Origin of the sequence: Bathymodiolus platifrons methanotrophic gill symbiont, assembly GCF_002189065.1 — a bacterium.
Taxonomy (GTDB): domain Bacteria; phylum Pseudomonadota; class Gammaproteobacteria; order Methylococcales; family Methylomonadaceae; genus Methyloprofundus.
This window is the reverse complement of sequence record NZ_BDMN01000198.1, coordinates 1-25980: the sequence shown is the minus strand read 5'-3', so window position 1 is coordinate 25980 and position 25980 is coordinate 1. Positions and strand designations below refer to the sequence as shown.

Here is a 25980-nt window from a genome sequence, read left to right as displayed (position 1 = left end):
TATTACGACTGACAGAATAACCCTTTTTTAATAATTCACTGACGATTTCACGCGGCTTTAGATAAGTCCACCTAATAGATGAATTCATTGGATTGCCTGCTGTATGCTGTTGAAGAATATCTAAAAAGTCTTGATCTATTCCACTGCTGAAGTTTCCCAATTATTGAGTAGCTGAAATACACAATGCTGGTGTATCGAGGTTTATTTTAGGTGGTTTTGCCATGTTTATAGCAAACCCCTACTTAATTCCCCTTAGGCAATAGCATTTGAAACGAATGAAAAGACTATTTTTTTCATATAGTTGTAGCATAGTTTCAATTTTACCATAAATAATTATTGGGAAACTTCAGTTTTCTAAAGCACTGGCGAGTTTTTCAGATTTAGAACCATCACCCTCTTGATTGTTGATTCGACCGACTACACCCTCAACACTGGTAAATTGTGAAATAGTCTCTTGTAGCTGTGCATCCAATACATTTCTATCGGTGACAATAATAATGGAATCAAACTGTTTATTACCCTTGCCATTATGTAAGGACGATAACTGATGTGCTACCCAGGCAATGGAATTAGATTTACCTGAGCCAGCACTGTGTTGAATCAGGTATTTATGCCCAGGGCCTTCAGCACGTGCGGCATCAACCAATTTGTTGACTACATCCCATTGATGATAACGCGGGAAGATTAAGGTTTCTTTTTTAGTTTTGCGGCCTTCCCAGTCTTCTTTTTCTTCAATCTGTAAATGTACAAATCGGGCAAGAATCTTTAACAGATTATCAGGTAGCAACACCTCAGTCCATAAATAACCGGTGGCGTATTGGTTGATGTCTGTAGGTACATCATTACCCGCACCACCATCTTTAGTCCCTTTATTAAACGGCAAAAAATAGGTGTCCTCGCCCTCTAATCGTGTCGCCATATACACTTCATACTGACTGACAGCGAAATGCACTAAAGCACCGCGTTTAAAACTTAATAAGGGTTCTGGTTTTTTAGTGGCCGGATCAACAGCAAAACGAGTGGTTTTATATTGTTTGATAGCATTTTGTACTGCCTGCTTAAATTCAGACTTTAATTCTAAAGTGGCAATGGGTAAGCCATTAACAAATAACACCAGATCAATACGCCAGGCTTTTGCTTTAGTGCCTGTTTGCGTTAAATGTTCTTCGGTTGCCCAAGGGCTATAAACTAACTCAGGGACTACCCGACACCGGTTTTGCTTATATCGCGCCAAAGTATCAGGGTTTAAATCATGTTCCGGTTTAAACTGACATAAACTAAAGCGTGTACCGCGATCACGTAACTCATGACGTAAAACACCCAAAGTACCAAATGTACGCATTTCTTTATTCGCTGCATTCGGGTCCGCTTTATTTAGCTGAGTCGCGACACGTTCTAAGAATTTTTGCTCAGGATTATTGGGGTAAAGTGCGCAGAATTTTTGCCATTGAGACTCTTGGGTGTCTTTAACAAAACCTAAAACATCTTCTTCATATAAGGCTAGTTTACGGTTGTAGTTTTCAGGGTTCCCCAATAACCAGTCATTAGACAACAACTGATTAATCATGTCCGTTTGGAAAGTAAACTCGTTGGCCTTACTCATTTTATAAATCCCTTAAACTATTTATCTCTACTATTTATTTATTGTTAAGCGCGTTCTGTCGCTTCATAAAACAATCGAATTAATGGTGCATAGCGCCCATGGGCCATGGCATGTTCCATCGTAGCGTATACATTGCGCGGTTTTTACCATCAAATGTAGGTGGCATTAAACGCGCATTCAAACACTGTACCATTACCAGGGCCCTACCTACACGCCCGTTGCCATCACCAAAGGGATGAATTGCAATAAAGTAAGCATGTGCCTTAGGAATAAGCACGAAACAACTTCCCGATATTAATTATTCTTGAGGAATTGCACGGTAATTCCATTTTGGTAAATGTGTATCAAATACAATCGGCATTATTTCTTTGAAGTCAGCGGCATATTTTCGTCCTGTCTCGTATATTTTGTCGAGTATGTGAACAATTGTTGTTAGTCCTTTTGACGTTGATGTTCTAGAAATCAATGTTTTAACTGTTTCAACCGAGTCAAATACAACACCTTCACAAGCACGAGTCACATGAGGAAAAAAACGATGTTCAATGGGATTATACTTGGAGGTATAAGGAGGATAGTGGGCAATCCTAATTTCCAATCCAAGTGCATTCGCAGTCTTTTGTAAATCTTCTTTCCGAATTTTCCTTGTTTTAAGCGATTGTAAGGCGAATAAAAAAGTTCTTCGAGGTCGTAGATGTTTAAGGGGACATTTTGTGATGACTATAGCGATAGAAGCAATAAAGCGTGGATTAATCGACTGTTGGGCAGCTCACTAAAAATCACAAAAACTAGGCTAAAACCCTGTCAAGAACTTTTTTAATTATTTACGCTGAGTAGTTACAACTAAGTTACAATCAAACTTGCCAGCCTAGGCTTAGCGGCAAAAGGCGGACTCGTTCCCCGCCTGACTAGATCCCCTTCAGTTATGTTTTCATTCATGTTGAGTCTTCATTTTAGGGTCTATAAAAAATGAAAATTCTCAAAAATCCTTTCCCTTAATTGCAATATTTTTTGAAAAGATGTATTTTTTCAATAGGTCCCCGAGTACCGATAGGGGTGCTTTATTTGTGTAGTACAATTAATTTAGAAAGAGGTAAGATAATCGCGTGATGCCCTTAAAAGAAAGATGGCTGGGGAGGCTGTCTGGCCATTGCTGCTTTTAATGGGAACACTAATGACCCAAATAGAGTTTTTTGGTTTTCAGTTGTTAAATCATCTATTGAATAGCGAATCAGGCTGCCGCTCCGCCAGCAATCAGAGAATTTGTTATTCAAGAGCATTCAGGGTGAAACTATTAAGGATTAAGAACCGAATGCTGTTGATAAAATAATTAGATCAAAAGATGTACAAGAATATTAATGGGGACTTTTTGAACGGAATAATTAGCATTGCAATCGTGACTATATAGCCACAATATTGATTTACTCCATTTATTGTGATTATATAGCCACAAAACGTGGGTTAAAATATGCTATATCGTGAAAAAATAGGATTGCAGCTTCAAGCTGCACGTAAAGACAAAAAAATGTCTCAATCTGAGGCGGCTAATTGTATCGGCATTGATCGTTCTATTGTTTCTAAAATTGAAACGGGGCGTTATACCGGCTCGTTAAAGATCTACGAGTGCTATTTAGCCTCAATGGGCTATGCGCTAACAATTGAAACAGAAGAGCCTCAGCAAACTGATTTTGATACTTTAAGCGAGCTTTTTAAGGATGACTGAGCTAAAGTTACCATTATCCATCGAGCAATTATCTGTTCAATATAATCAGAATAGGCAAGCACTTGACTTGGGTATTTTGACTCATGGAACGCATCATTCGTTTCAATATACCCAGCAAGATATTCCTATTTCACTGACAATGAAGTGTCGAGATGATGCTTATAATCATGGTGCCATTCATCCTATTTTCAGTCAAAATTTGCCAGAAGGATTTGTTCGACGTTATATCTCTGAAAAATTAGCGCGATATGGAAAAATTAGTGATATGTATTTTTTAGCCTTGCAGGGAGCTAACGGCATTGGTGCTCTAGATTTTGATGCAGGATTGCATTTACCCGATGTTGAGCAAATAACACTGACAGATATATTGTCATGGCAATCAAAAGAAAAATTATTCCCGCAATTATTAGAGAAATATTACCTACGAGGGATCTTGTCAGGTGTTCAACCAAAAGTAATGATCAATACGGACGTGCAGAGTCGTGTAGCTGTGCAACAACAACATCATCTAATAGTAAAAACGTATGATGAAGAATTCCCACTACTCACCGTTAATGAATTTGTATGTATGGAAGCTGCAAGGCATTGTCAGTTAACACCGCCTAAAACGTATTTATCAGAAAACCTTGAAAACTATGTTATCGAACGATTTGATAAAGTAGAGGGTAAACGCTTAGCCTTTGAAGATTTTTCCACATTGATGGGCAAACAAGGGGATGAGAAATATAATTCTAGTTATGAATCATTGCTGAAAGCGGTCCGCTTATATACTGGCTCAATTAGTCAGGTCGAAAAAGCGTATAAACTAATTGTATTTAATTGCCTAATAGGTAATGGTGACGCACACCTTAAAAACTTTGCCTTGCAATATACGCTAGGCGAAAAGGATGTTGTTTTAGCTCCACCCTATGATATTACGCATACGATTATCTATGACAGCATTGATAATCATATGGCGCTAAGTCTTAAAAAAAGTAAGGCGTTTCCAAATAAAAATGACTTGATAGATTTAGGCATTACAGCCGGAATTAATCAGTCAGCTGATATAATCGACTTTATAGCGGATAATATCAGTGATTATATTACACACTCACAAGAGATAAAATTAATTGAAGGCTTACGGGGTTCTATTGAAAATTCATTGGCCCTTGCTAGATATAATGGAGCTTTGAAAGAGAATTATCGCCATTTAAAGAAAAAAAAGCATGATTGAGCAATATTTTTGATGTTACTTGATACGCGAAGTGAATTGAGCCATACAAATTTTACTGGTGGTGACATAGTGTATTTTTCAGTATATAAAAACAAGATAAACTATTGATCTATATTATTATAATATTTTCAGTCAACAAGTGAGCTGGTATGTTCTTTGCCAGAAATCACCTAAGTACAGAATATCGAATAAGGCACTAAAATGAAGAAAGGTAAACTCTATATTATCTCCGCACCCTCTGGTGCAGGTAAAACCAGTTTAATCAAGAAACTAGTCCCTGTTGTAGACAAACTAATGGTATCTGTTTCCCATACGACACGCGCTCAGCGCCCGGGAGAAATTGATGCCGTAGATTATTTCTTTACATCCGTTGACAGATTTCAAGAAATGATCGCTAACCCTGCTTTTCTTGAATATGCGCAAGTTTTTGATAATTATTACGGTACTGCCCAAAGTTCAGTCGAACAAAGCCTGAACCATGGCAAAGATGTTATTTTAGAAATAGACTGGCAAGGAGCCGCACAAATTCGCCGTTTGCTTCCTGAAACTATTACTATTTTTATTTTACCGCCATCAACAGAAGTGTTGCGTCAGCGTTTACAAGGCAGAGGACAAGACAGCACAGAAGTTATTGATCGTCGCATGCAGGATGCAAAGACAGAAATAAGTCATTACGCCGAATATGATTATCTGATTGTTAATGATGACTTTAATACGGCTTTAACTGATTTGAAGTCTATTATATTAGCGAACCGATTAAATATAAATCGCCAGCAAAAGCAGTTAAAATCATTATTGACTGATTTACTCATTTAATAGTTATAGTTATTTACCTAAGATGCACGAAATAACTCAAGCTCTACGCACCTTATAAAAAGATATTTTTACTACTGCCCCAACTAATTATGGCAAAGTTAATAGCCAACTTATTCCTGATTCTAGTTTGTAGTTTTGCGCGTGCAAAACCACTATTAAATGAACCGATAAGACCCATCCCCGATCCAGTTATCAAATCAGCGGAACAAGTCGAAATAGGTCGTTTGCTCTTCCATGATGTTCGACTATCAAAAAACAACCAGCTTTCCTGTGCTAGCTGCCATTCACTTAAATATGGCGGAGCAGATGGACAGGTCGTCTCATCGGGTGTTAATGGCAGTAAGGGGCTAATTAACTCACCGACTGTTTTTAATAGCTCGCTTAACTTTAGGCAATTCTGGGATGGCCGTGCAGCGAATTTACTGCATCAGATTGATGGCCCTATTAGTAACCCCATAGAAATGAACAGCTCATGGCCTGAAGTGCTGTCCAAATTAGAGCAAGACCCTTTTTACATAGCACAGTTTAAGCAGGAATTTAGCAGCGGGCTAACGATTAGCAATATCAAAGCCGCTATTGTCAGCTTTGAAGAAAGCTTACTTACGCCTAATAGCCGTTTTGACTTATATCTAAAAAATGATCTTAATGCTTTAACAACTGATGAACTCGAAGGATATCAGATTTTTAAGCAATATGGCTGTATTTCTTGCCATCAAGGTGTCGCGATCGGCGGCAACCTTTACCAGCGTTTCGGTATAATGGCTGATTATTTTGCTGATCGAGGCAATATCACAGCTGCCGATTTAGGCCGTTTTCAAGTGACGCATAATGAAGCAGACAGATATGTATTTAAAGTTCCGAGTTTAAGAAATGTGGCTTTAACGGCACCTTATTTTCATGATGGATCCACCCAAAATCTAGACGATGCAGTCGCAATTATGGTGCGCTATCAACTGGGTAGAGTCGCTGATCAACAAACTATTCATAAAATTGTATTATTTCTTAATACTTTGACAGGACAATACCAGAATAAACCCTTATGAATAGAGTAATAAAAACCCTCCCTCTGTTCTTTATACTGGCTATGCTAATATTAGCGACAGGTTTTTTTTCGCTTGCTCAGGTCGAGAGCAAAACTTATCAAAATAATACAGATTTAATCCGCTATATTAATGAGCAAACGTCTCTATTAAGTTCAGCTATTCTTTTCGTTGTTGAAGGGGTAAATAAAGACTACGACTCTATTGCTCATGTGCAACAGGATTTACTCAAACTCATTCAACAATTGACGGTTGATATGCCTGAGGTCATTACCCTGAAGCTATCAGTCGTTAACTTAAACAATCAGGTTGAACACATTAAAAGTGTGCATGCAATTTACCGAAATTCTGCGCTGTTTTTTCCAACTGCAAGCAGGCAATTACACCAGCGACTGAAAATAAATAACCAGGCTAATGAATTAATCATGCAGTTACACACTCTGGAGCGTAATCTCTTATTATTTCATTTAAGTCCGGACTCATTTGATCGGCCCGTGTTAGAGCAAGACATACAGCTCATTAAAAATAATTCAGTCATTGTTAGCTTAAATACGGAAACAAGGCTACACCTTGATCTCTGGTTAAAACATGTACAAATTATTATTAATCATCGGCTAAAGTTAGATAGATTACTTACCAACCTGCTCAAATCACCTATTGCAGAGCAATCGCATATCATACTCGCGCTATACGATGCCGATTATCAATATAAGCTGGCCAGGGCAGAAACAATGAGAAAAGGTTTTTATATTTCGGCTTTTTTGCTTATTATTAGTGTTATTTTAGTACTGAAGTTTCCCAATTATTGAGTAGCTGAAATACACAATGCTGGTGTATCGAGGTTTATTTTAGGTGGTTTTGCCATGTTTATAGCAAACCCCTACTTAATTCCCCTTAGGCAATAGCATTTGAAACGAATGAAAAGACTATTTTTTTCATATAGTTGTTAGCATAGTTTCAATTTTACCATAAATAATTATTGGGAAACTTCAGTTTTAGTATTTACTCGCCTAAAGGCTAGGCCATCACCCCCAAAGACATAAACATCCCTAAGATTAATGATAAATAACCACTAAAACTAGTACTCCGTCAACATTGATGAAGTACGAGTACCACACGCGCTAAATAACCGAGAAAATAAAAATATCATTTTCATCTGGGGCGTAGACTAAAGCCTACGCCCCAGTATTCTCGGTTATTTAGAATTTATAGTACTAGCCTTATCAATATTTACTCTTAATTTACATGAATAAACAAATAAGCCCATATTCCTCACTCCTAGAGCCGGTAATTATCATACTCGCACTCATCATGGCGATGCTATATCAGGATGGTGGAACTTTTATTACTCAGTGGATTTCAATTACCCTGTTATGGGCTCTGGTATTATGGCGCTTACGCCAGCCCGCTTTATATCAACCGTTATTCAAGGATAAAGCTGTCTTATTCTACACTTTGTTTATTGCCTGGACAGTGTGGCTGGTGTGTTCTGGTCATCGGCAAAAGCTCTCAGCATTTTTAATAGTGGCACTTTTTTGGGTGGCTTATTAACTTATTTTATTGGCTATACTGCGAGTGATAAAACATCCAGCTACTTTTATAGAGTACTTCTCGGTCTAGGTTTTTTATTAGCCCTGTATACCTTTTATCAAGCATTTATACTTGATATTAGCCGACCAAGCGGCATGTTAGCTAACTGGAATACTCATGCGGCTTTATTAGCCATGATTCTGTTTCCGGGCATTATTACTTACACATTACGACCCACAACTACCATTAAACAACTTAGTTTCTGGTCGATCATGAGTGTATTGATTGCTTTCGCGATGGGGCTTACCTTAAGTCGAGGTACAATCTTGATTTTTGCTACCGTGATCGTTTGCCTTGTAATACTATCATGGCAACAACACATTTCAATCAAATACGGTTTATTTTTTCTATCCGCACTATGTATTGGCTACCTACTCAATGGTGTACTAGTCAGTGATTCTATCCTGCAGCGTTTTAGCGCCATTGCAAACTCACAATCAATAGAGGCACTTGGGTCAGGACGACATTTATTGTGGCTACCAGCCTGGGAAATGTATTTAGATAGCCCTATTTAGGCACGGGGCTGGGTACATTCTATTTACTTTACTCCCAATATAAATCTCTTCTTTCTAATGAGGCCGGTTTTTTTGCCCATAATGATTACTTGCAAATCCTGCTTGAACTTGGGCCTTTAGGCCTGGTTATTTTTCTGTGTTTTGTGTTTATTATCTGTAAGCGCTTAGCTCATTTAATGTTACAACGCACACCGGACTTTTCAGCCTATAAAATCGAAGCCTTTGCACTATTAACAACATGTGTAGGTATATTAGTGCATACTTTTTTTACTTTTCACCTCTATCAGTTAACCATACAAATTATCTGGGGTTATTATTTAGGCAGAGCAGCAAGGAATATGACACTAGCATTAGTTACCCCAGAAAAAAGCGCCCCACAAAATTTAACAGGTAAAGCAACCTGGCTTTATCGTGAATTTAACACCATAGTCATTTTATTAATCATCTCTTTTGGCGTATCTTTTTATTATACTGATAAGGCAGCAAATACCGAAAACCAACAACAAGCACTGGAATATCATCGAATATCAGGGATTTTTTTTCCTCTAGTTGAGCGTTATGAGTTTTTCAGCGCACAAGACATGGCAGCCGAACTAGGAAATCCCGAATATAAGCAAAGTGCATTTAAACGTCAGGAAATAGCTAAACTTGCGCTAAGCAGAAGTGATATTGCAATTAATAAAATGCCGGCAAATGCTGAAATATATCATACCAAAGCCGAGATAATTCAAGCTATGCAGGGCAATGTTTCCAAAATATCTGAACTTTATGAAAAGTCATTACAACTTGACCCTTATCAATTTAAAGTTCGCGATGAATACGCACGCTTTCTGACAATAAATAAACAATACAAAAAAGCGTTATCAGTACTCTGGGGAGCATGGGGACTGCTTAATAATGCATTCTACCAAAATGGGATAATGTTTCTTAGCTTTCAACTAAGGCTCAATAGAGTATACGGGGCCCCAAAAGATAATTTAATCATCATGCAAGAGATTCAACGCCTATCTAAACTGAGAAAAACCAGAATGTCAGCAGGTAAATATGTTTTCAGTCGCCCAGCTACTCGCTAAGGAATGTGCACGAAATAACTTCCTGAAGCAGCCAAGCTTGAATAATGAAATATCTCCCCTAAATTAAGGTTATCTTAATTTATTACTCAGTGGTTGTCTTATGTCATTTCCTTATAAAAAAAATATCGAAAAGTCGATGAAGAAATTTTATGACTCACTTTGTGAAAAAAATAAGCGACGGTATGCCGCCATTGAAAGTGAAAAATTATCTCATGGTCCTATATCCTACGTTAGGGCAGGCATATCGATTGAAAGAGCTTTTTAATGACTTATGGTCAATGCCCGATAAAGTATCGGCTGAAGCCTTTCTAAAGCAGTGGTGTGAAGAAGTAGAAAAATCTAAAATCTCAGCATTTATGAAGTTTGTAAAGACCGTTCGGAGCCATTGGTCTGGCATTATTCATTTCGTTGAAACAAAGATTACAAATGGAATTCTTGAGGGAATTAATAGCAAGGTCCAACTGGCCAAACGACGAGCAAGAGGTTATCGCAATATTAATAATTTTATCAATATGATTTACTTTCTTTGTGGTAAGTTAAAATTCGACTACCCACTGTATTTCACATAGAGCCCTATTTTTTTATTCCCGCCTACCTGCAACAACGAAAAACAAAACATCACCAGCAACAGTAATAAGCCTAAATAAAATGGCTATTAATACCCCGTTTCCAGTGAGCAAAATCTTATCTAAAGACACTACCAGAATAGTTTCTCGAATACCAATACCAGAAGGCGCGCCAGGGGCTATAAAACCTGCCAGCCAGGAAATGGAAAAACAGGCAATAATTGCAAGAATATTATTGAAACCGAGGCTCCCTTGTACCTGAAAAACCAGACCCACTAGAATCGCACCAGCTATAGCAAAAAACAATAGGTATTCGCAGTAAGTTCGCAACAACACCCTTTGCAATCGTGGGTTAACCAATAAATTCCGGCTAGCCGGAAATAAGCGCAAACTCACTTTGAAAATTATGGGCAGAAACAATAAAAATATTCCTGACACTGCTAGCCCATAATATAACTGTTGTTGCTGAATGTACTCGCCCCTTATACCGAATAATACACTGCCAATAACGGCAAAGGTACTAGCTGCTGAAACTAAACCAATAATTTCAGTTAAGCTGGCTAACGCAAGAGGCTTGTGACTTATACCCAGGCGATTTAACGAAATATGCCGACTTGCAATGTGCATGACATTCCCGGGAATATACTTGGCAATCTGGCTACGGGCATAAATCGAACGTATAAATTGTACTGATAAGGAATGAGTGCTCAGTGAACTAAGTATTTGGTACCATGCTGAAGACAGAAAAAAACTGGCTCCCGCATAAGCAAACACTCCAAGTATCAATGTTCCTATCGCTGCATAAGTGAATTGATAATTGTCCACTTTATGCCAGTTTGCAAATAGCTGCTGAGAAATAAAGCCTAGGGAAATAATCGCAACAATTGAACCTAGTGAGGTAAGTAGTTTTTTTAGCAAGCGTATCAGCTACTCTTAAAATGTTTAGACTTGAGCAATAGCACTGTCCATGGCAATGGCGATTTAACACATACAACTTCAAACTGTTGCTCTACAAACTGCATAAATGCTTTTTGTGACCAGTGTTGAATATGGCCCGGACTATTACCAATATTTTTCACATGCGCACCACGGATAAAGTTTAACAAACGCCATATCGGCTCCCTTGGCACACTAATAATTGCATACGGTGCCGCTTTTTCAGCAAGTCTCAACAAACCTGTTTCCGGATTTTCCAAATGTTCTAGAACTTCACAACAAACCACTAAATCAGCACCCTCTTTCTCAGCCAGCTCATAAATATTAAATTGCTGAAATTCAACTCGTGGTGATTCAATAGCGCCTTGTGCAATATCAACAATGGTTTGAGAAATATCCAGTGCCTGAATTTTTGCCTGGGAATTATTTAATAAAATCCCGGTAACATGCCCTTCCCCACAACCAACTTCTAAAATTGTGCCGGGAGCCACTATATTAACCAGTTCGGCAATACTGTTATCAAATTGACGTAACAGGTACTGAGCCAATGGATTTTTACTTTCGTATTTATCAGACCCTGTACCGACAACTAGTCCATCTTCAATAATAGGTATTCGCGCCATTAAACTATCCCTCGCTTATCAACGATCGCACTATCAGTAGGCCCTGAATCATTATGCCGGGTAATTAATTCTGCCAGCACACCAAGAGAAACCATTTGTATAGACAGTATAACCATTAATATTCCGACGAAAAAAAGGGGCCGAGTACCGATTGGTGTGTCTGTAGTAAACCAGAGTATACTTAAATAACCCAAAATAACTGAGCCGACAAATCCCATTAATACGCCCAGACCGCCAAATAAATGACCGGGTTTTTTCAGGTAACGCGTAGTTGCCAAAACAGTCAGTAAATCAACTAAACCTCGCGCATAGCGTTCCCAGCCATATTTAGAAACTCCAAATTCACGTTTGTTGTGTTTTACACTTACCTCTGTGCTGACAAATCCGAGTTCATGGGCCAACACGGGGATATAACGGTGTAGTTCGCCATAAATTTTTATCCCGTGTAAAACTTCTTTTTTATAGGCCTTAAAACCGCAATTAAAATCATGTAATGAAATACCCGTCAATATTGAAGTTATTTTATTAAATACTTTAGAAGGAAGAGTTTTCGATAATGGGTCCTGGCGATTACTTTTCCAACCCGACACAACATCAAAGCCTTCATCAATTTTATCCAGGAATTTAGGGATTTCCGCGGGGTCATCTTGCAAATCCGCATCCATGGTAAAAACAATATCGCCTTGGCATTCATTAAAACCAGTCGACAAAGCGAAAGCCTTACCAAAGTTACGGCGTAATCTTATTGCTTTAATCGTATCCGGATTCTGCTCTGCCAGGCGAGACATTTCCAGCCAGGAGTCATCTATACTACCGTCATCAATAAAAATAACTTCAAAACGAAGATGTTTATCTGTTTCTTTTAGTGCATCTTTAATACCCTGGAATAAGCCTGCCAGGGTTTGAGCCTCATCCTTAACAGGAATAACAAAACTTAAAAATAATGAGCTGTTATTTAATGACATCATGTAGCGACACTAGTTTTTGAAACGTGAATGGGTGGCGGTGTATTTGAAAACTGTTGTTTAATAGTAGCCAGTATGCCTTTTCTGTCAGCATGTAAACTTTAACTATCCTATCATGCTTATGCACTTTTCCGTATCCCTGCCACCCACTATGATTTGATAATACAGCAGGTATTGCCTCGACAACATCAAGACGTTCTATACCATAACTAGCTATGCCTCTGACAATATCATTCTGGTTAGTTAGTACAATACACACTGGGGCGGGGCCATTATAAGCCCAGCCTTTAACTTCAATCACTTTATGATTAAGTAATCTAATCTGTTCAATAGCCCCCAGAACCTGCTCAGTATCTACAGACTGAATATTGCTAATTTTACTGTCTATTTTAGGGCACTGTTTAAACAGGCCATTAAAAGGGATATGCTGCACAGCAGCAAGCCTATTAATAATAGACTCCATCTCGCCATAGGGTACAAGAGGTAACCCCGTTGCATTAATCAACTCAATATCAATAGCATGAGAATAAATAGATGCAAGTGACAAAGACTTTTTCTCAGCTCGCTCTAATAATGGAGCAGCCACAAGCTGGCCAACTCTGTATGTATTAATAATAATAACGCTACTGAGGGAAAGCAAAATGAATAAAGACAACTTACGATAAATCAAATTTAGCTGCAAGCACGCTGTCAGTGCAATCATAATCCAGGCCAGCCAGAATAATGCCGACAAACTACCATACCGGGAAGCAAATACTTGATCGATCCCAAAACCCGAGCGTGCAAGCGCTGCCATAGCAGCATTACCACAGACATAGAACAGCATACTAAGCCAGGGAATAATAATGATCCAGCGTGTGTTTTTTTGATAAATATAGACAGATATTAATACCGAGCTCACTACGCCAAAAACACCACCTATCAGTGCGTACTTTATCTGCAATGTAAATAAGGCACCAATAAAGCCCAAAATATATGTTACCAAAACTGTCACTGACTGCTGTATCGCCGGATGATTTGAAGGCGTACTAAAGGTTGCGTAATAAAAACAAAGAATAATTATACCGAAACTGGTAATCATCAATTTCTCTTGACGATTTAGACGGTATAAAAATGCTGCAATCACTAGGGTAGGAAATAAAGCCAGACTAGTACTATAGGTTGCAACAGCACATAGACTAAAGAAAAAAATCAGGTAAAAATTAACCCTATAATTACTAATAACATAGCGATGTAATGCAACAATAGCTGCTATAGAAAAAAAGTTGGCAGTAATCCAGGCAGTACCGCTCATGCCTAAAATCCAGTTATGGGCTTGCCTGGGGCTAAATATAAAAACTGCAACAGCAAATAACAAGACAGTAAACAAAATAGTGTGTTGCTTATTTTTAACTGGAATTAACCGATAAAGCAATAACACTTGTAGTAATGCCATAAACCAGCTAAAAAGACTTAAACCGATATTATTACCTCCGGTAACAAGCAGGTTAGCCGCATAAACTAGTTTTGGTAATAAAGTATAATGCTCATTACTGCGTTTAATCCAGTCTTGGAAGTTACTGGAAAACTCACCATCTTGCTCATTAATAATGCGCTCCATCTCACCCCAATAATCATTATCAGGCAGGCCTCCAGCATGGATTGCATAATATAAAATTAGCGATGCAGGAACAAAAACGACAATAGTTTGCAAAATGAACAAAGCTGTCTTATTGAACATAATAAAGAGATAAAATGGGGATATTGTAGAGTTTCTATTTCATGCATGTGGGCGAACAAAAAAAAACACGGTTCATATATTGGTTCAACCATCCCGCTTTTTATGTGATCACCTAAAAATGAATTGCACTTGATAGTTGAATTCAGGAAACTTAAACACGTGGGGGCCAGGCAAAAGAAAAATCTTCCCGGCCCTGAGTTAAATTAGGGCTATAAGCTGGGTCAGTTAATAGACTTTCTCCCCAGCGGAGCTTCATATACGCTATCTCACTATTAAATCGCGCCTGTTTCTCCGGCGTATCCTCATAGCCTCTACTAGCCGACTCATAGTGATACAGCTCTGCATAAGGAGTCCAGACATTTTGATAGCCTTGCTCCTGTATACGTAAGCAAAAATCAACATCATTAAAGGCCACCGCTAGATTCTTCTCATCAAAACCACTTACTGCATCAAAAACTTCTTTCCTGACCAACAAACAGGCTGCTGTTACCGCAGATAGGTTTTGAGCTAATAGTAAGCGAGCACAATACCCCGGATTATCTCGTGGAAAATGCTTATGCGAGTGCCCTGCCACCCCACCTAAACCGACAATGACTCCGGCATGTTGAATGGTATCATCCGGGTAATATAATTTAGCCCCTACAGCACCAACTTCGAGATGAATAGCATGACTAACCATTTCATCCAGCCAGTCACTATTGATTACTTCCAAATCATTATTCAATAGCGCTATAAGCTTACCCTGAGCTTGCGCAACCGCTTTATTATTTAAAGCGGAATAATTAAATACACTGTCATCACGAATTACTGTTACCCGAGGATCTTGTTGAAGACGTTGCAGATACCTTACTGTAACAACATCATCACTACCATTATCAATAATAATCAATTCATAATTAATATATGCCGTTTTAGCAAAAATACTCTCAACACAGCGATACAATAAGTGGAAGCCATTACGTGTCGGTATCACTATGCTCACTAATGGCAATGAATCAGGTAATAAATAGCGTACCCGCAAGACTCCCGGTAATTTCTGATGTGCAGTCACCTCAGCCGGCCTCTGTTTGTGCTGTAAAGCATGCTTTACAGCTTGAATATTAGACTGCTCATCAACAGCTCTGCCTGAAACTATACGCCCGTGATACAACACGCGCGGAATATGCACGATCTGCTCAGGCTTTAACCCAGCAACATAGCGTAATGCCAAATCATAGTCCTGCGCCCCACCGAAAGCTAAATTATAACCACCTAAAGCTTTTACTTGTTGTGTTTTATAAACACACAAATGCTTAATATAATTGTGCGATAAAAATAACTCTGGATTCCAGTCAGGCTTAAAATATGGCTCATAACGTTTACCTTGCAGGCTTATCTTATCTTCATCAGAATAAATTAATTGCGCATCAGGCTCTTGCTGAATGCTTTTTACTATCCAGTATAATGCATCTGGCGCTAATAAATCATGCTGGCCCACCAAGCAAACATAATCAGCCTCGACTAAAGATAAAGCACTATTAGCAGCAGAAGCCAGTCCACGTTGTGCTAGGGAAATCACTTTAATTCGTGAATCTTGTGCGCTAGGCCTCAGTATATCGCATACGGAATCACCAGCTAAAGCATCATCAGCAATACATAATTCAAAGTTATCATAAACTTGCAGCAAAATAGAGTTAATCGCATTAAGCAAATAAGTCCTATCCGGGTTACAAACAGGCATTAATAAAGCAATTTTTGGTGGTTTTTCCCAGCTATCTCTCTCTTCTTCAAGCGCAAGTAATGACTGTTCAGTCAAATAGTCATATTTTGCCAGCCAGCTCTCATAATCAAAGAAATCAAGTTCAGAGTGCTGTTCAGTTTTTTCAGACTTCCGTAAAAGCCCGGTGATTGCACGAGGTATATCCTTTATACCTCGTACCAGGCGATAACTTATTTTTCCATGTACTCTCTGCAAAACCCGCTCTAATTGTTGCCTATCATTTGTCAGGCAAGTCACATTATCTTCCAGTTGCTTAATGTCAGAAGATAAATCACTATTTCTCTCACGCTCTTGTTGTAACTGTTCAGCTATTGCAAATAAGACATCATCTAATTCAGTTGCCTTGCTACCCCGTTGAATAGAGGAACCTTGCTGCGCTCGCTCAATACCTAGCTGATACTCTAAATAATCAATCCGTTCCTGCTTCTCACGATAGGCTACTCCGGAGCTTACTAGAGGCTTGGGAGATAATGGCTGGGGCAACTGTAGTTCTATTTCTGAAGGAGCAGGGTGGGCTTCAATGATATATTGAAATGCAACAGCATCAGGCGCATGCAATAATTTACGAGCTGCTACTGTACACTCCAGACCTGCATTAGCCAGGTGCTGATCAATCGCTGCATCAGCTAAATCGTGTACGCTATAGCTAATATCACTACATACATACCCAGCCTCCATTAATATCGAGACTAATCCATCACGGGTATAAAAATGCAAATGAGTATCATCCAGCAAACCCAGAGATTCATAATCAAAATGCCCCTGTAGTAATTCCAGCCGGATTGATGCATGAGCAACATTAGGCACCGATGCCAGAAGGCAGCTTTCAGCATGTAAAAAAGGCTTTAAACTTGCCAGCATTACAGCCGGATTTTTTAAATGCTCCAGGACATCTGCGCATAGCACAACATCAAACTGCTGCCCTTTGATTTCTTCCAACCAGTCATTACTATCAAGATCAGCGACAATAGTCTGCGCACAAAATGGCCTGGCTTGTTGTAAAGCATGACCATCAAGATCCACGCCAACAACTGAGCAAGACAAATCCTCCTTTAGAAACCTGGATAAATAGCCGCTAGAACACCCTAATTCTAGTACTCGCTGATTTGGCTTGATTCGAGTAGCCAGCCCCATATGCGAATCATTTTTTTCAGCTGTATTGAGGGTAAAATGGTATTTATTTTTACTCATAAGATTACTAAAAACTTCGACATTCTGGGTATATAGGACGGTAAAGCGGACTTTAGTTCGCTAGACCCGAGCCTTATCATCAAGGGTAATCCCGCCCCCATTTGCGGACTAAAGTTCGTTCTACGGTCACTACTTTTCTGCTTGTTGCTTTTTTAATTTCTGCACATTTTCCAGGTTCGCTTTATATACAGCAACCACTTGATCTACTCCTGATGCCGTTAGCCCACCATCATTTCCTGCCGCAGTATAAGTTGCATAAATGCCAGATGCAGACATTAATGCTGCATTAACCATTTGCTGGCTTTTACCCTCATTTTTCATTTCATTAGCCAATGCAATAAAGCGCTCGGATAATAGATTATATTCCCGCATTGTTGGTTTCGTCATATTTCACTTCTCTTAATCAAATAATTATTAGTATTTCGTACCTGGCCGACCTTTCAGATCAACTCCGTTTATTGTCTCATTAACGGTAGAGCTTGCCATAGCCACCATTGCTCAGGAAAGGCCAGAATCTGTTGTTCCAGCAAGCCAACAAGTTGCCGCATAATTTCCTGTTCACTCAACTGTTCAGCATCAATACCAGGATAATATTTTGCCCTTAGCCCTGCACGTGACTCAAAAACATAAAAAGGCACAATCAAAGCATTAGCTTTCTTTGCTAATTTTGCTGGCCCTAAAGGAAACCGTGCCTCACTACCTAAAAATGGCAAACTTACACAACCATTCTTATCACCCGTATAAGGCACATCAATAAATAAGCCCATCACATGTTCGTGTAAAGCACGATAAATAGGCCTGGCCGAATCTCCTTCAACCAGAAATGGACCACCAAAACACTGCTGCAACCAGGCCAGTTTTTTTAATCGATACTGATATTCAACTTCCGGCAGTCCATGCTCATTAGTTTCACCCCCATCGCGGGTAATGGTTCCCACCGAAACACCCTGCGCTTGCATGCCAACACCCGCCATCCAGAATCGGCCAAAATGACCACTACTGATTATTACCCGTCGCCCTGCCTGTCTCGCATCAGTAACATGATAAAAATCCTCTAACTGAATAAACTGCTCTATTTGCTTTTCTGTCTTACAAGTTCTAAAAAACCAGGTATCTAAAGCCTCGCGCTCTACCATTGCAAAAAAGTAATCAGCATTAATCTCTAGTTCAGTCGGGCTTTTTTCAGGAAAAACAGACTGCATTTGTTCGATAATAGATATTTTCTCGTCCCTATGCATTGCCCTCGAAAAACGTCCGGATAAACTAGCTAATCGATAGGCTATACTTTGCGGAAGGTGAGCCAGAAAAGGTAATAAAAGATAGTATTTGAAAGCTAAATTCATATGGGAGCACTCCATTGGTGCTCAAGATATGTGATCCCCACTTCCGTACCCGACTGCCTCACTTTGAACTCACAACAACTGCGCATGGAATCATAAACGTGGGCACTTGTAGCATCAATCAACCAGACCTCCAGGCTATATAATCCAGATAATAAACTTAAATCAGGGACCTCATAAACAATACCTAATTCATTTTCATCATCAGTGGTAAATATTGACACACCATCCAGAATCGTACTAACACCAAAGCACTGCACACCATCATTACGTTTAATGATAATACCTATATGCACGTCATCTAAAGCCAGACTAGCCTGTTTATGCGCCATTACTTTTACCCGAAAGCAATCTCCAGTCTGGTATATTGGCAAATCATCTCCATCTTGCATGCTACTATTTAACAAAGTTGCTTCCACTAAGTACGCAGTTAACTGGCTTTTATCCGCATTTTCTATACTTTCAGTTTGCCCAGGTTTACTAACAGACACGCTATTTTGCATACGCACATGATCATTATATTGGTCAATCACTTCACCACTTTCACCTTGTGCCTGAATTACACCCTTATCCAGCCAGATAGCACGTTCACATAATTCTTTCACATGATAAAGACTGTGCGAACAAAAAACCAACGCCTTGCCCTGGTCCTTAAAAGTCATCATACGATCCATGCTTTTTTTCTGGAAATGCTGATCGCCTACCGACAAAGCCTCATCAACCACCAGAATATCAGGGTCAACCGAAGTCACCACCGAAAATGCCAGCCGCACAAACATACCTGAAGAATAAGTTTTCACAGGTTGCTTAATAAAATCAGCCAACTCGGAAAAATCAATAATTTCATCGACCTTAGCAGCAATTTGTCCTGCATTCAGGCCTAACATTGCACAGCCTAAATGAATATTTTCCAGGCCAGTAAAGTCAGGGTGAAACCCTGAACCTAATTCCAGGATTGCCGATACACGTCCATTTACAATCAACTCACCCTGTGTAGGCTGCATCGTGCCAGCTAATAATTTTAATAAACTACTTTTTCCAGCACCATTGTCACCGACAACGCCTAAAATTTCTCCGGGCTCACAACGAAAACTTGCCCCTTTAAGTGCCCAGAACTGCTCATGATACTGTCGCCTAAAAACTAGTTCTTTTAAACTATCAATCGGTTTTTGATACCGCCGGTAAGCTTTAGACAAATCTGTTGCGATTAAAGCACTCATACAAATTCTCTAGCTCGTTCAATCGTTTTTTGAAAAAAGTATATACCTAGAAATAAAAACACAACCGAGAAACCCCCGACATAAACTAACCCAACACCTGGTAGCTCTCCTCTGAGAATAATCGCACGATAAGCATCCAGTAGATGATACAGCGGGTTTAGATTATTCACCGGTATAAACTCACCAGGAATCATGCTGACAGGATAAAGAATAGGGGTCAAAAACATCAACATGGTCAGCAATAAACCCAAGGCCTGGCGTAAATCCTGAATAAACACGGATAAAGTAGCAAGTATATAGCCTATAGCAATGCTCAAACTCAGACGGATCAAAACCAGAAAAGGTAATAATAGTAAATAATAAGAGACTTGCTCTAGCAATAAAAATGTAGCTAGCACAATAATGACTAAGGCAATCGTTTCTGTCACTACAGTCGTTAACATGGGGACTAGAGGCAAGAAAATAACTGGCAAAGTAGACTTGTGTAACAAAGAACTATTCACAAATAACGAATTGCTAGCGGCTAATAATGCGTCCTGAAAAGCAAAAAAAGGCATCATCGCTGTCATTAAGTACAGAGCAAAATGGTAGGAATTTTCCATACCGGGTATTCTTACCTTCATAATGATGGAAAACACAAAGGAATAAACAACAACCATCATCAAAGGCTGTAAAAACAACCAGAAAACACCAAGTATGGTTCCTCTATAACGACTAGCAAGCTCACGTACGATTAACAGACGTAAGGCATGTGTGTGAGAAAAAATATTTTTAACTATAGACAAGAAAGCTTCCTAAACTGATTTGATAAACATCCTTCGGGGGTATTGCACTTACAGCGGTAAACATTAAAAAAACAACATTTTATCATAAAAAGATAGATCCCAGTGCAGCACCCCAGGAATGCCCGACAAGAACCATAAAAAACAGCCAAACCAGAAAAGGCTACAACGCAGGATAGTTTAGATTTTATTGCTTCAAAAAAAGCCTAATCCTACGGCTAATACATTGATTATAAAATAATAAGCTCTTTACTTGAAAACAGTAACTTCTGACTAGCACCTAGGGGCTGGCTTCATATTCAATCGAATATTCTACTATGCACAGAAATTATTAAGGAATACAGATTAATACGTGTTATTGTATTTTATTAAGCTTATTTTAATTGGTATCTGTATGCAAACTTCAACCTATACAAGCACTACTGTTCATTCTAATAAACAAGCCAGCAATAAACCCCTGAAATTTACCATACTTTTATTACTAGCAACAGTAATACCCTTTATTGCGGGACCTTTGATTCGCTCGGTCTATTCCAGCTCCGATATCGCTCAGCAACTTTTTTACCTGCTACTAATGGTCGGTGGGTATCATCAGGTTGCCTCGGTCTATCTTTATTTTGATAATGACGCAAAAAAAATCATCAACCAACATAAGTGGTATTTCTATTTCTGGCCACTAATGATTGCTTCCAGCATCATGCTTTTTTATCTGATCGATAACCTCTGGCTAGAAAGTTATCTTTTGCAAGCCTATGCCATGCTGACGATTTATCATTATCAAAAACAAAATATTGGTGTTTATAGCCTACTTGCACCGACTCTCGGTAAAGGTCGGATGATGCCTATTGAGCGCGGCTTAATTATGGGGGGTGCTCTTGTCGGTATGCTGGTTTTTACCTGGCCCATAGACCGTGCCTTATTTCAGGGCACTATTCTATCCACTTATAAAGATAGCATTGAAACATTCAGCTTAATATTACTATGTTCCTTAACGCTATACACAGCCTATTATGTCTGCAAAAACTATCTATTTACACAAGCCCCACAACGCCAATACTCAAGAGCAGCACTCTTACTGGGGCTAGTCACATTTTTCTGGCCCATGTTTATCGTTGAGGACAAACAAACTGCCTTTTTTATGTATGCAACGGCTCATGGCCTACAATATTATGTTTTTATAGCCATCGCTTCATTAAATGGCGATAAAGTTCAGCAGCTATTAAAAACCGAGCATATCAAGGGGGTATTATTTCGTTATTACAATCTTTTACTTTTTGTAATTTTGACAGCATTATCAGCCTACATCTGGAAACAGCTATATCAAGTAAACCCTCCTTCTGTTTTTAACTATTCAGAAACTGAAGTAAAAAGAGTTATATTTGGTCTGGCAAGTAGTATATCTCTAATCCATTACTGGATTGATGGCAGAATATGGAAAATTCGTCATCAAGACTCACGCGAATTTATGCACAGTAAATTTAAGTTTTTTATTTGCAAAATAAAACCTTTGTTATGCCTTTAACACCCCATAAATCAACACCTAACAAGCACACTTCGTCAGCATTATTGTCGATAATCATCCCCTGTTATAATGAAGAACAAGTCATCGCAGAAACAGTCAACAGACTTAATGCTTTCTGTTCAGAGCTCACTCAGCTTGAAGTCGAACTAATCTTTATTGATGATGGCAGCCAGGATCAAACCCTTGTTTTATTACGCAATTTTGCCGCAAACGATCCACGCATTAAAGTCATCTGCTTTTCACGAAATTTTGGTCATCAAATTGCAGTAACAGCAGGAATGGACGCAGCAAGAGGCGATGCGGTCGTACTAATTGATGCTGATTTACAAGACCCGCCTGAAGTCATACATCAAATGATTGCTAAATGGAAAGAAGGCTATGATGTTGTGTACGGCACTAGAACTACACGTTCGGGAGAGTCTATTTTTAAACGTAGTAGCGCACGAGGTTTTTACCGCTTACTCAATAAACTCTCAGATGTCCCAATCCCTCTAGATACAGGCGACTTTCGCCTAATCACCCGCCCAATAGTTGATTCACTCAAGGCTATGCCCGAACGCGACCGGTTTGTACGGGGCATGGTCAGCTGGGTAGGTTTCAAACAAACATCCATCCCTTATAAACGAGCCAAGCGTTTTGCCGGCAAAAGCAAATACCCGTTACGTAAAATGTTGAGCTTCGCTACCGATGGTCTGCTCTCCTTTTCTACCAAGCCATTACAGATCTCCATCGGACTTGGCATGTTAGCAGCCTGTGTAGCAATGGGAGGAATTTTTTATGCCACTGGCATGCGTATTTTTACAAATATCTGGGTTGAAGGCTGGACCGCATTAATGATTGCCATACTTTTTCTTGGTGGCGTGCAACTTATCTGTGTTGGTATCCTCGGTGAATATATAGGTCGAATATATAACGAAGTAAAACACCGCCCTTTATATATCGTTGAAGAATCCCTGGGCTTTACCGAAGAAGGGCCTGCTGCAACTCGCAGTCCTGATGTTAAACAAAGATGAAAGTAACTCAAATTGCCCGTGTAGCTTTGGGCATCAGCTGTGCAGTGTTTTTTATCTGGCTCATCGCAAGTCAAATAGAGCCGTCCGAATTAATGAATGCGTTGCAAAATACAAATCCAAGCTGGATTTTTTCTGCATTGCTAGCATTCTGTTGCGGTTATGCCTGTCGTATTGCCCGATGGCGCAAAATGCTACTGCAAGATAACTCCATGTTAAGCTTTAAAAATTGTGCTGGGCCCTTACTGGCAAGTTTTGCAATGAATAACGTCTTACCTTTTCGCTCTGGAGATGTAATGCGTGCCTTTGCCTTTAATCGCCAACTAGGAACAAGCTCTGGCATCGTGTTAGCCTCACTTTTTGTCGAACGTCTGCTGGATTTATTAATGGTTCTGCTTATGCTAGGCAGTGCTCTGGCAATATTTCACTTAGATTTTGAACGCTTTGCTGGTATAGGTGGTGTGCTGTTAATATCCCTATCATTACTCATCATATTGGTACTACTTTTTCCCCGTTTATTTACCCCACTAGTACGCCTGCTAAACTCGATAATAACCAGACTAGCACCTGGCTTTGGTAAAAAATTAGCCACTGAAATCAACAAAGGCATGGCATCCCTGATTCACCTTTCTAAAAAAGGTACGATGCTAATCCTGGTCTTCTGGTCTTGTGCCGCCTGGCTAGCTGAGGGCACCGTTTTCTGGTGTGTAGCAATGGCCTTACTACCAGCCATTCAAACACCCGATGCAGGATGGTTGGCACTACCGGTAGGAACACTAGCCACTTTAATCCCCAGCACCCCAGGTTATATCGGCACCTTTGACTATTTCACCATTAAAGCAATGACTACATTAGGCAATACGACGGCCATATCAACAGCCTATGCTTTATTAGTTCACGCTTTACTGTGGATCCCTCCGACTTTAACAGGCGGGGTGTATCTACTAGTTCTAAACACCCGAAAATCGCACACTAAGAATATATGAGCATTAATACTCAAGCTACCGTGGCAGTTATAGGTGGTGGATTTACAGGACTTGCCGCCGCCTATGAGCTGTCTAAACAAGGCATTAAAGTAACAGTACATGAAAGCGAGCCAGACATTGGCGGTCTGGCATCTGCTTTTGATGTACAAGGTGAAAAGCTAGATCGCTTTTACCATCACTGGTTTACCAATGATCTGCATGTAATGCAGTTGATTGATGAATTAGGTCTGAACGACAAAGTCAGCATCAACCCGACTAATACTGGTGTTTATTATGCCAATAATTTTTTCAAATTATCCACTCCCTGGGATTTACTGAATTTTACCCCCCTCCCCTTTTGGGATCGTATCCGCTTAGGGTTATTGGCATTACGCGCACGGCGAGTAAAAAACTGGCAGGAACTGGAAGATAAAACGGCTACGGAATGGCTTAAACAACTGGGTGGTGACAAAGTTTATCGAATAATGTGGGAACCTTTACTTAAAGGCAAATTTGGCTCGGTGGCAGAACAGATTTCAGCCGTCTGGTTCTGGAATAAATTAAAATTAAGAGGTGGCAGCCGGGGTAAAGGCGGTGAAGAACGCCTGGCCTATTTCAAAGGTGGATTTGTCGCCTTAGCTGAAGCTTTAGCAGAACGAATACAGGCACAGGGCGGACAGGTTATCCTCAATAGCAGCATCACATCATTACAGCCTGTTGCTAATCACTGGCAACTACAGTGTACTACTGGTGAGTTCACTGTGGACCAGGTAATCGTAACCACAGCTCTCCCTATTACTGCAGATATGATTCAAAGCTGGGCAAGCCCTGATTATCTGGCTAGTTTACGGCGCATTCATTACCTGGCTAATGTTTGCCTGGTACTTGAACTTAATCATTCCCTGTCAGACACCTACTGGTTAAATGTTAACGACCCGAGTTTTCCTTTTGTCGGTGTCATCGAGCATACTAACTTTGAACGCCCGGAAAGTTATGCCGGGCGGCATATTGTTTATCTGTCTAAGTATCTGGAGCATACTGATGCACTATATCAAATGAATGCAGATGAAGTGCTGGATTACGCGTTACCTTATCTGCAGAAAATGTTTCCCGCCCTACAACGCGACTGGATACTAGATCATCACATATGGAAAGCCCGCTGGTCACAACCGGTGGTAGAAAAGCATTATAGCCGTTTAATACCGCCCGAACAGGGGCCTAAAGCTGGCTTAAATCTATGTTCCATGGCGCAGATATATCCGGAAGACCGGGGCACTAATTATGCGATACGTGAAGGGCGTAGTATAGGTAAGCGACTGGCAGAAAAGATTAAGCATACTTAAAAAAGTATAGCTCTCATCATAACCATCGCTGCCATTAAGTTATGAAATTTTCCTAAATAACCTAGTGTTTCATGTAGGCTGGGTTAGATTATCTAGCGTAGCGCAGATAACGTAACCCAGCATTGTGGGGGGCCCTTAAGACAATGGCATTCGCTTAAATAACAAAGTAACTAACGCTGAAAATCAGGGAAACGTAGCCTAAGCGAAGTGATGATTTTTAGTCCGCGATAGCCGTAGGGTCGTTGTTTTGTCGGAGTCTGAGCGTTAGCGAAGGTGGAGACAAAATAAAAGGCCATCCGACACGGCGTCAAGTCATTTGGAGCCTATGTTCCGACCCCTTGTTGGGTCGGGACGAGGTGACGAGGACGAATCGGGGCCGCCGGAGGCATAAGTGGTCGCGTTAAGTTTTTGCTGCTTGCTTGGGCTGGGATGCCCAAAACAAGCTTTCGCAAAAATAGCGACTCCCCG

At 39.8% G+C, this 25980-nt stretch carries 25 protein-coding genes and 2 pseudogenes; 14 read left to right on the top strand and 13 right to left on the bottom strand.

Annotation, left to right across the window (positions count from 1 at the left end; all coding sequences use genetic code 11):
* The 4 genes and pseudogenes from CDZ78_RS24635 to CDZ78_RS11810 form a co-directional block, all read right to left on the bottom strand.
* Positions 1–160: ISAzo13-like element transposase-related protein (locus CDZ78_RS24635; RefSeq protein ID WP_507766578.1), on the bottom strand; the 160-nt coding region annotated here is incomplete at its 3' end.
* Positions 161–349: 189 nt separating this feature from the next.
* Positions 350–1603: pseudogene (locus CDZ78_RS11820) on the bottom strand (type I restriction endonuclease); the annotation flags it as partial.
* Between the two features lie 79 nt (positions 1604–1682).
* Positions 1683–1880, bottom strand: a complete 198-nt coding sequence (locus tag CDZ78_RS11815) for a Fic family protein (protein ID WP_167374274.1) — start codon at positions 1878–1880, stop codon at positions 1683–1685.
* Between the two features lie 21 nt (positions 1881–1901).
* Entirely contained in the window at positions 1902–2240 is a 339-nt protein-coding gene (locus tag CDZ78_RS11810; protein ID WP_087870194.1) for an ISAzo13-like element transposase-related protein, read from the bottom strand.
* An 828-nt stretch (positions 2241–3068) separates the two neighbouring features.
* Between CDZ78_RS11810 and CDZ78_RS11805 the strand changes: the two genes are divergently transcribed.
* The 10 genes and pseudogenes from CDZ78_RS11805 to CDZ78_RS11765 all read left to right on the top strand — a co-directional run.
* Complete coding sequence (locus CDZ78_RS11805) at positions 3069–3323, top strand: helix-turn-helix transcriptional regulator (RefSeq protein ID WP_087870193.1); 255 nt, start codon at positions 3069–3071, stop codon at positions 3321–3323.
* Entirely contained in the window at positions 3316–4536 is a 1221-nt protein-coding gene (locus CDZ78_RS11800; protein ID WP_087870192.1) for a type II toxin-antitoxin system HipA family toxin, read from the top strand. The genes CDZ78_RS11805 and CDZ78_RS11800 overlap by 8 nt, the downstream gene beginning before the upstream one ends.
* 201 nt (positions 4537–4737) lie before the next feature.
* Positions 4738–5352: a guanylate kinase gene (gmk, locus tag CDZ78_RS11795; protein WP_087870191.1), complete on the top strand. Its 615-nt coding sequence runs from the start codon at positions 4738–4740 to the stop codon at positions 5350–5352.
* Positions 5353–5441: 89 nt separating this feature from the next.
* Positions 5442–6395 (top strand): cytochrome-c peroxidase, encoded by a 954-nt coding sequence (locus tag CDZ78_RS11790; protein ID WP_087870190.1) that lies wholly within the window; start codon positions 5442–5444, stop codon positions 6393–6395.
* Positions 6392–7201 (top strand): DAHL domain-containing protein, encoded by an 810-nt coding sequence (locus CDZ78_RS11785; protein ID WP_087870189.1) that lies wholly within the window; start codon positions 6392–6394, stop codon positions 7199–7201. Before CDZ78_RS11790 ends, CDZ78_RS11785 begins: the two co-directional genes overlap by 4 nt.
* Positions 7202–7637: 436 nt before the next feature.
* On the top strand, positions 7638–7943 hold the full coding sequence (locus tag CDZ78_RS11780; RefSeq protein ID WP_140414018.1) for a hypothetical protein: 306 nt from the start codon (positions 7638–7640) through the stop codon (positions 7941–7943).
* A complete protein-coding gene (locus tag CDZ78_RS11775; RefSeq protein ID WP_087870187.1) occupies positions 7928–8497 on the top strand; it encodes an O-antigen ligase family protein in 570 nt (189 codons plus the stop codon). Before CDZ78_RS11780 ends, CDZ78_RS11775 begins: the two co-directional genes overlap by 16 nt.
* A gap of 89 nt (positions 8498–8586) precedes the next feature.
* Positions 8587–9570 carry a tetratricopeptide repeat protein gene (locus tag CDZ78_RS11770; RefSeq protein ID WP_087870186.1) on the top strand — a complete coding sequence of 328 codons (984 nt, stop codon included), beginning with the start codon at positions 8587–8589 and terminating at the stop codon, positions 9568–9570.
* Between the two features lie 100 nt (positions 9571–9670).
* On the top strand, positions 9671–9835 hold the full coding sequence (locus CDZ78_RS21985) for a hypothetical protein (protein ID WP_167374273.1): 165 nt from the start codon (positions 9671–9673) through the stop codon (positions 9833–9835).
* Positions 9789–10139: pseudogene (locus CDZ78_RS11765) on the top strand (ISL3 family transposase); the annotation flags it as partial. The gene CDZ78_RS21985 and the pseudogene CDZ78_RS11765, both read left to right, overlap by 47 nt.
* 12 nt (positions 10140–10151) lie before the next feature.
* Here the strand turns inward: CDZ78_RS11765 and CDZ78_RS11760 are convergent.
* The 9 genes from CDZ78_RS11760 to CDZ78_RS11720 all read right to left on the bottom strand — a co-directional run bounded on the left by CDZ78_RS11760 (position 10152) and on the right by CDZ78_RS11720 (position 20675).
* Complete coding sequence (locus CDZ78_RS11760) at positions 10152–11054, bottom strand: hypothetical protein (protein ID WP_087870185.1); 903 nt, start codon at positions 11052–11054, stop codon at positions 10152–10154.
* A gap of 5 nt (positions 11055–11059) precedes the next feature.
* The gene (locus CDZ78_RS11755) at positions 11060–11695 is read right to left on the bottom strand and encodes a class I SAM-dependent methyltransferase (RefSeq protein ID WP_087870184.1); all 636 of its coding nucleotides are present in this window, start codon (positions 11693–11695) and stop codon (positions 11060–11062) included.
* Positions 11695–12663, bottom strand: a complete 969-nt coding sequence (locus tag CDZ78_RS11750) for a glycosyltransferase family 2 protein (protein WP_087870183.1) — start codon at positions 12661–12663, stop codon at positions 11695–11697. The genes CDZ78_RS11755 and CDZ78_RS11750 overlap by 1 nt, the downstream gene beginning before the upstream one ends.
* Positions 12647–14362: a hypothetical protein gene (locus tag CDZ78_RS11745; RefSeq protein ID WP_140414016.1), complete on the bottom strand. Its 1716-nt coding sequence runs from the start codon at positions 14360–14362 to the stop codon at positions 12647–12649. Before CDZ78_RS11745 ends, CDZ78_RS11750 begins: the two co-directional genes overlap by 17 nt.
* A gap of 169 nt (positions 14363–14531) precedes the next feature.
* Complete coding sequence (locus CDZ78_RS11740) at positions 14532–17330, bottom strand: glycosyltransferase (RefSeq protein WP_087870181.1); 2799 nt, start codon at positions 17328–17330, stop codon at positions 14532–14534.
* Between the two features lie 129 nt (positions 17331–17459).
* On the bottom strand, positions 17460–17717 hold the full coding sequence (locus CDZ78_RS11735) for a DUF3144 domain-containing protein (RefSeq protein ID WP_230990798.1): 258 nt from the start codon (positions 17715–17717) through the stop codon (positions 17460–17462).
* A 68-nt stretch (positions 17718–17785) separates the two neighbouring features.
* The gene (locus CDZ78_RS11730; protein ID WP_167374272.1) at positions 17786–18673 is read right to left on the bottom strand and encodes a lysophospholipid acyltransferase family protein; all 888 of its coding nucleotides are present in this window, start codon (positions 18671–18673) and stop codon (positions 17786–17788) included.
* The gene (locus tag CDZ78_RS11725) at positions 18670–19890 is read right to left on the bottom strand and encodes an ABC transporter ATP-binding protein (RefSeq protein ID WP_087870179.1); all 1221 of its coding nucleotides are present in this window, start codon (positions 19888–19890) and stop codon (positions 18670–18672) included. Before CDZ78_RS11725 ends, CDZ78_RS11730 begins: the two co-directional genes overlap by 4 nt.
* Positions 19887–20675 (bottom strand): ABC transporter permease, encoded by a 789-nt coding sequence (locus CDZ78_RS11720; protein WP_087870178.1) that lies wholly within the window; start codon positions 20673–20675, stop codon positions 19887–19889. Before CDZ78_RS11720 ends, CDZ78_RS11725 begins: the two co-directional genes overlap by 4 nt.
* A 391-nt stretch (positions 20676–21066) precedes the next feature.
* Here CDZ78_RS11720 and CDZ78_RS11715 point away from each other — a divergent pair, with 391 nt between their 5' ends.
* The 4 genes from CDZ78_RS11715 to CDZ78_RS11700 are packed head-to-tail and all read left to right on the top strand — an operon-like array spanning position 21067 to position 25512.
* Positions 21067–22194: a hypothetical protein gene (locus CDZ78_RS11715; RefSeq protein WP_140414015.1), complete on the top strand. Its 1128-nt coding sequence runs from the start codon at positions 21067–21069 to the stop codon at positions 22192–22194.
* A complete protein-coding gene (locus CDZ78_RS11710) occupies positions 22185–23207 on the top strand; it encodes a glycosyltransferase family 2 protein (protein ID WP_087870196.1) in 1023 nt (340 codons plus the stop codon). Before CDZ78_RS11715 ends, CDZ78_RS11710 begins: the two co-directional genes overlap by 10 nt.
* Entirely contained in the window at positions 23204–24190 is a 987-nt protein-coding gene (locus CDZ78_RS11705) for a lysylphosphatidylglycerol synthase transmembrane domain-containing protein (protein WP_087870176.1), read from the top strand. Before CDZ78_RS11710 ends, CDZ78_RS11705 begins: the two co-directional genes overlap by 4 nt.
* Positions 24187–25512, top strand: coding sequence for an NAD(P)/FAD-dependent oxidoreductase (locus CDZ78_RS11700; RefSeq protein WP_087870175.1), 1326 nt, complete (start codon positions 24187–24189; stop codon positions 25510–25512). The genes CDZ78_RS11705 and CDZ78_RS11700 overlap by 4 nt, the downstream gene beginning before the upstream one ends.
* Positions 25513–25980: the final 468 nt, after the last annotated feature.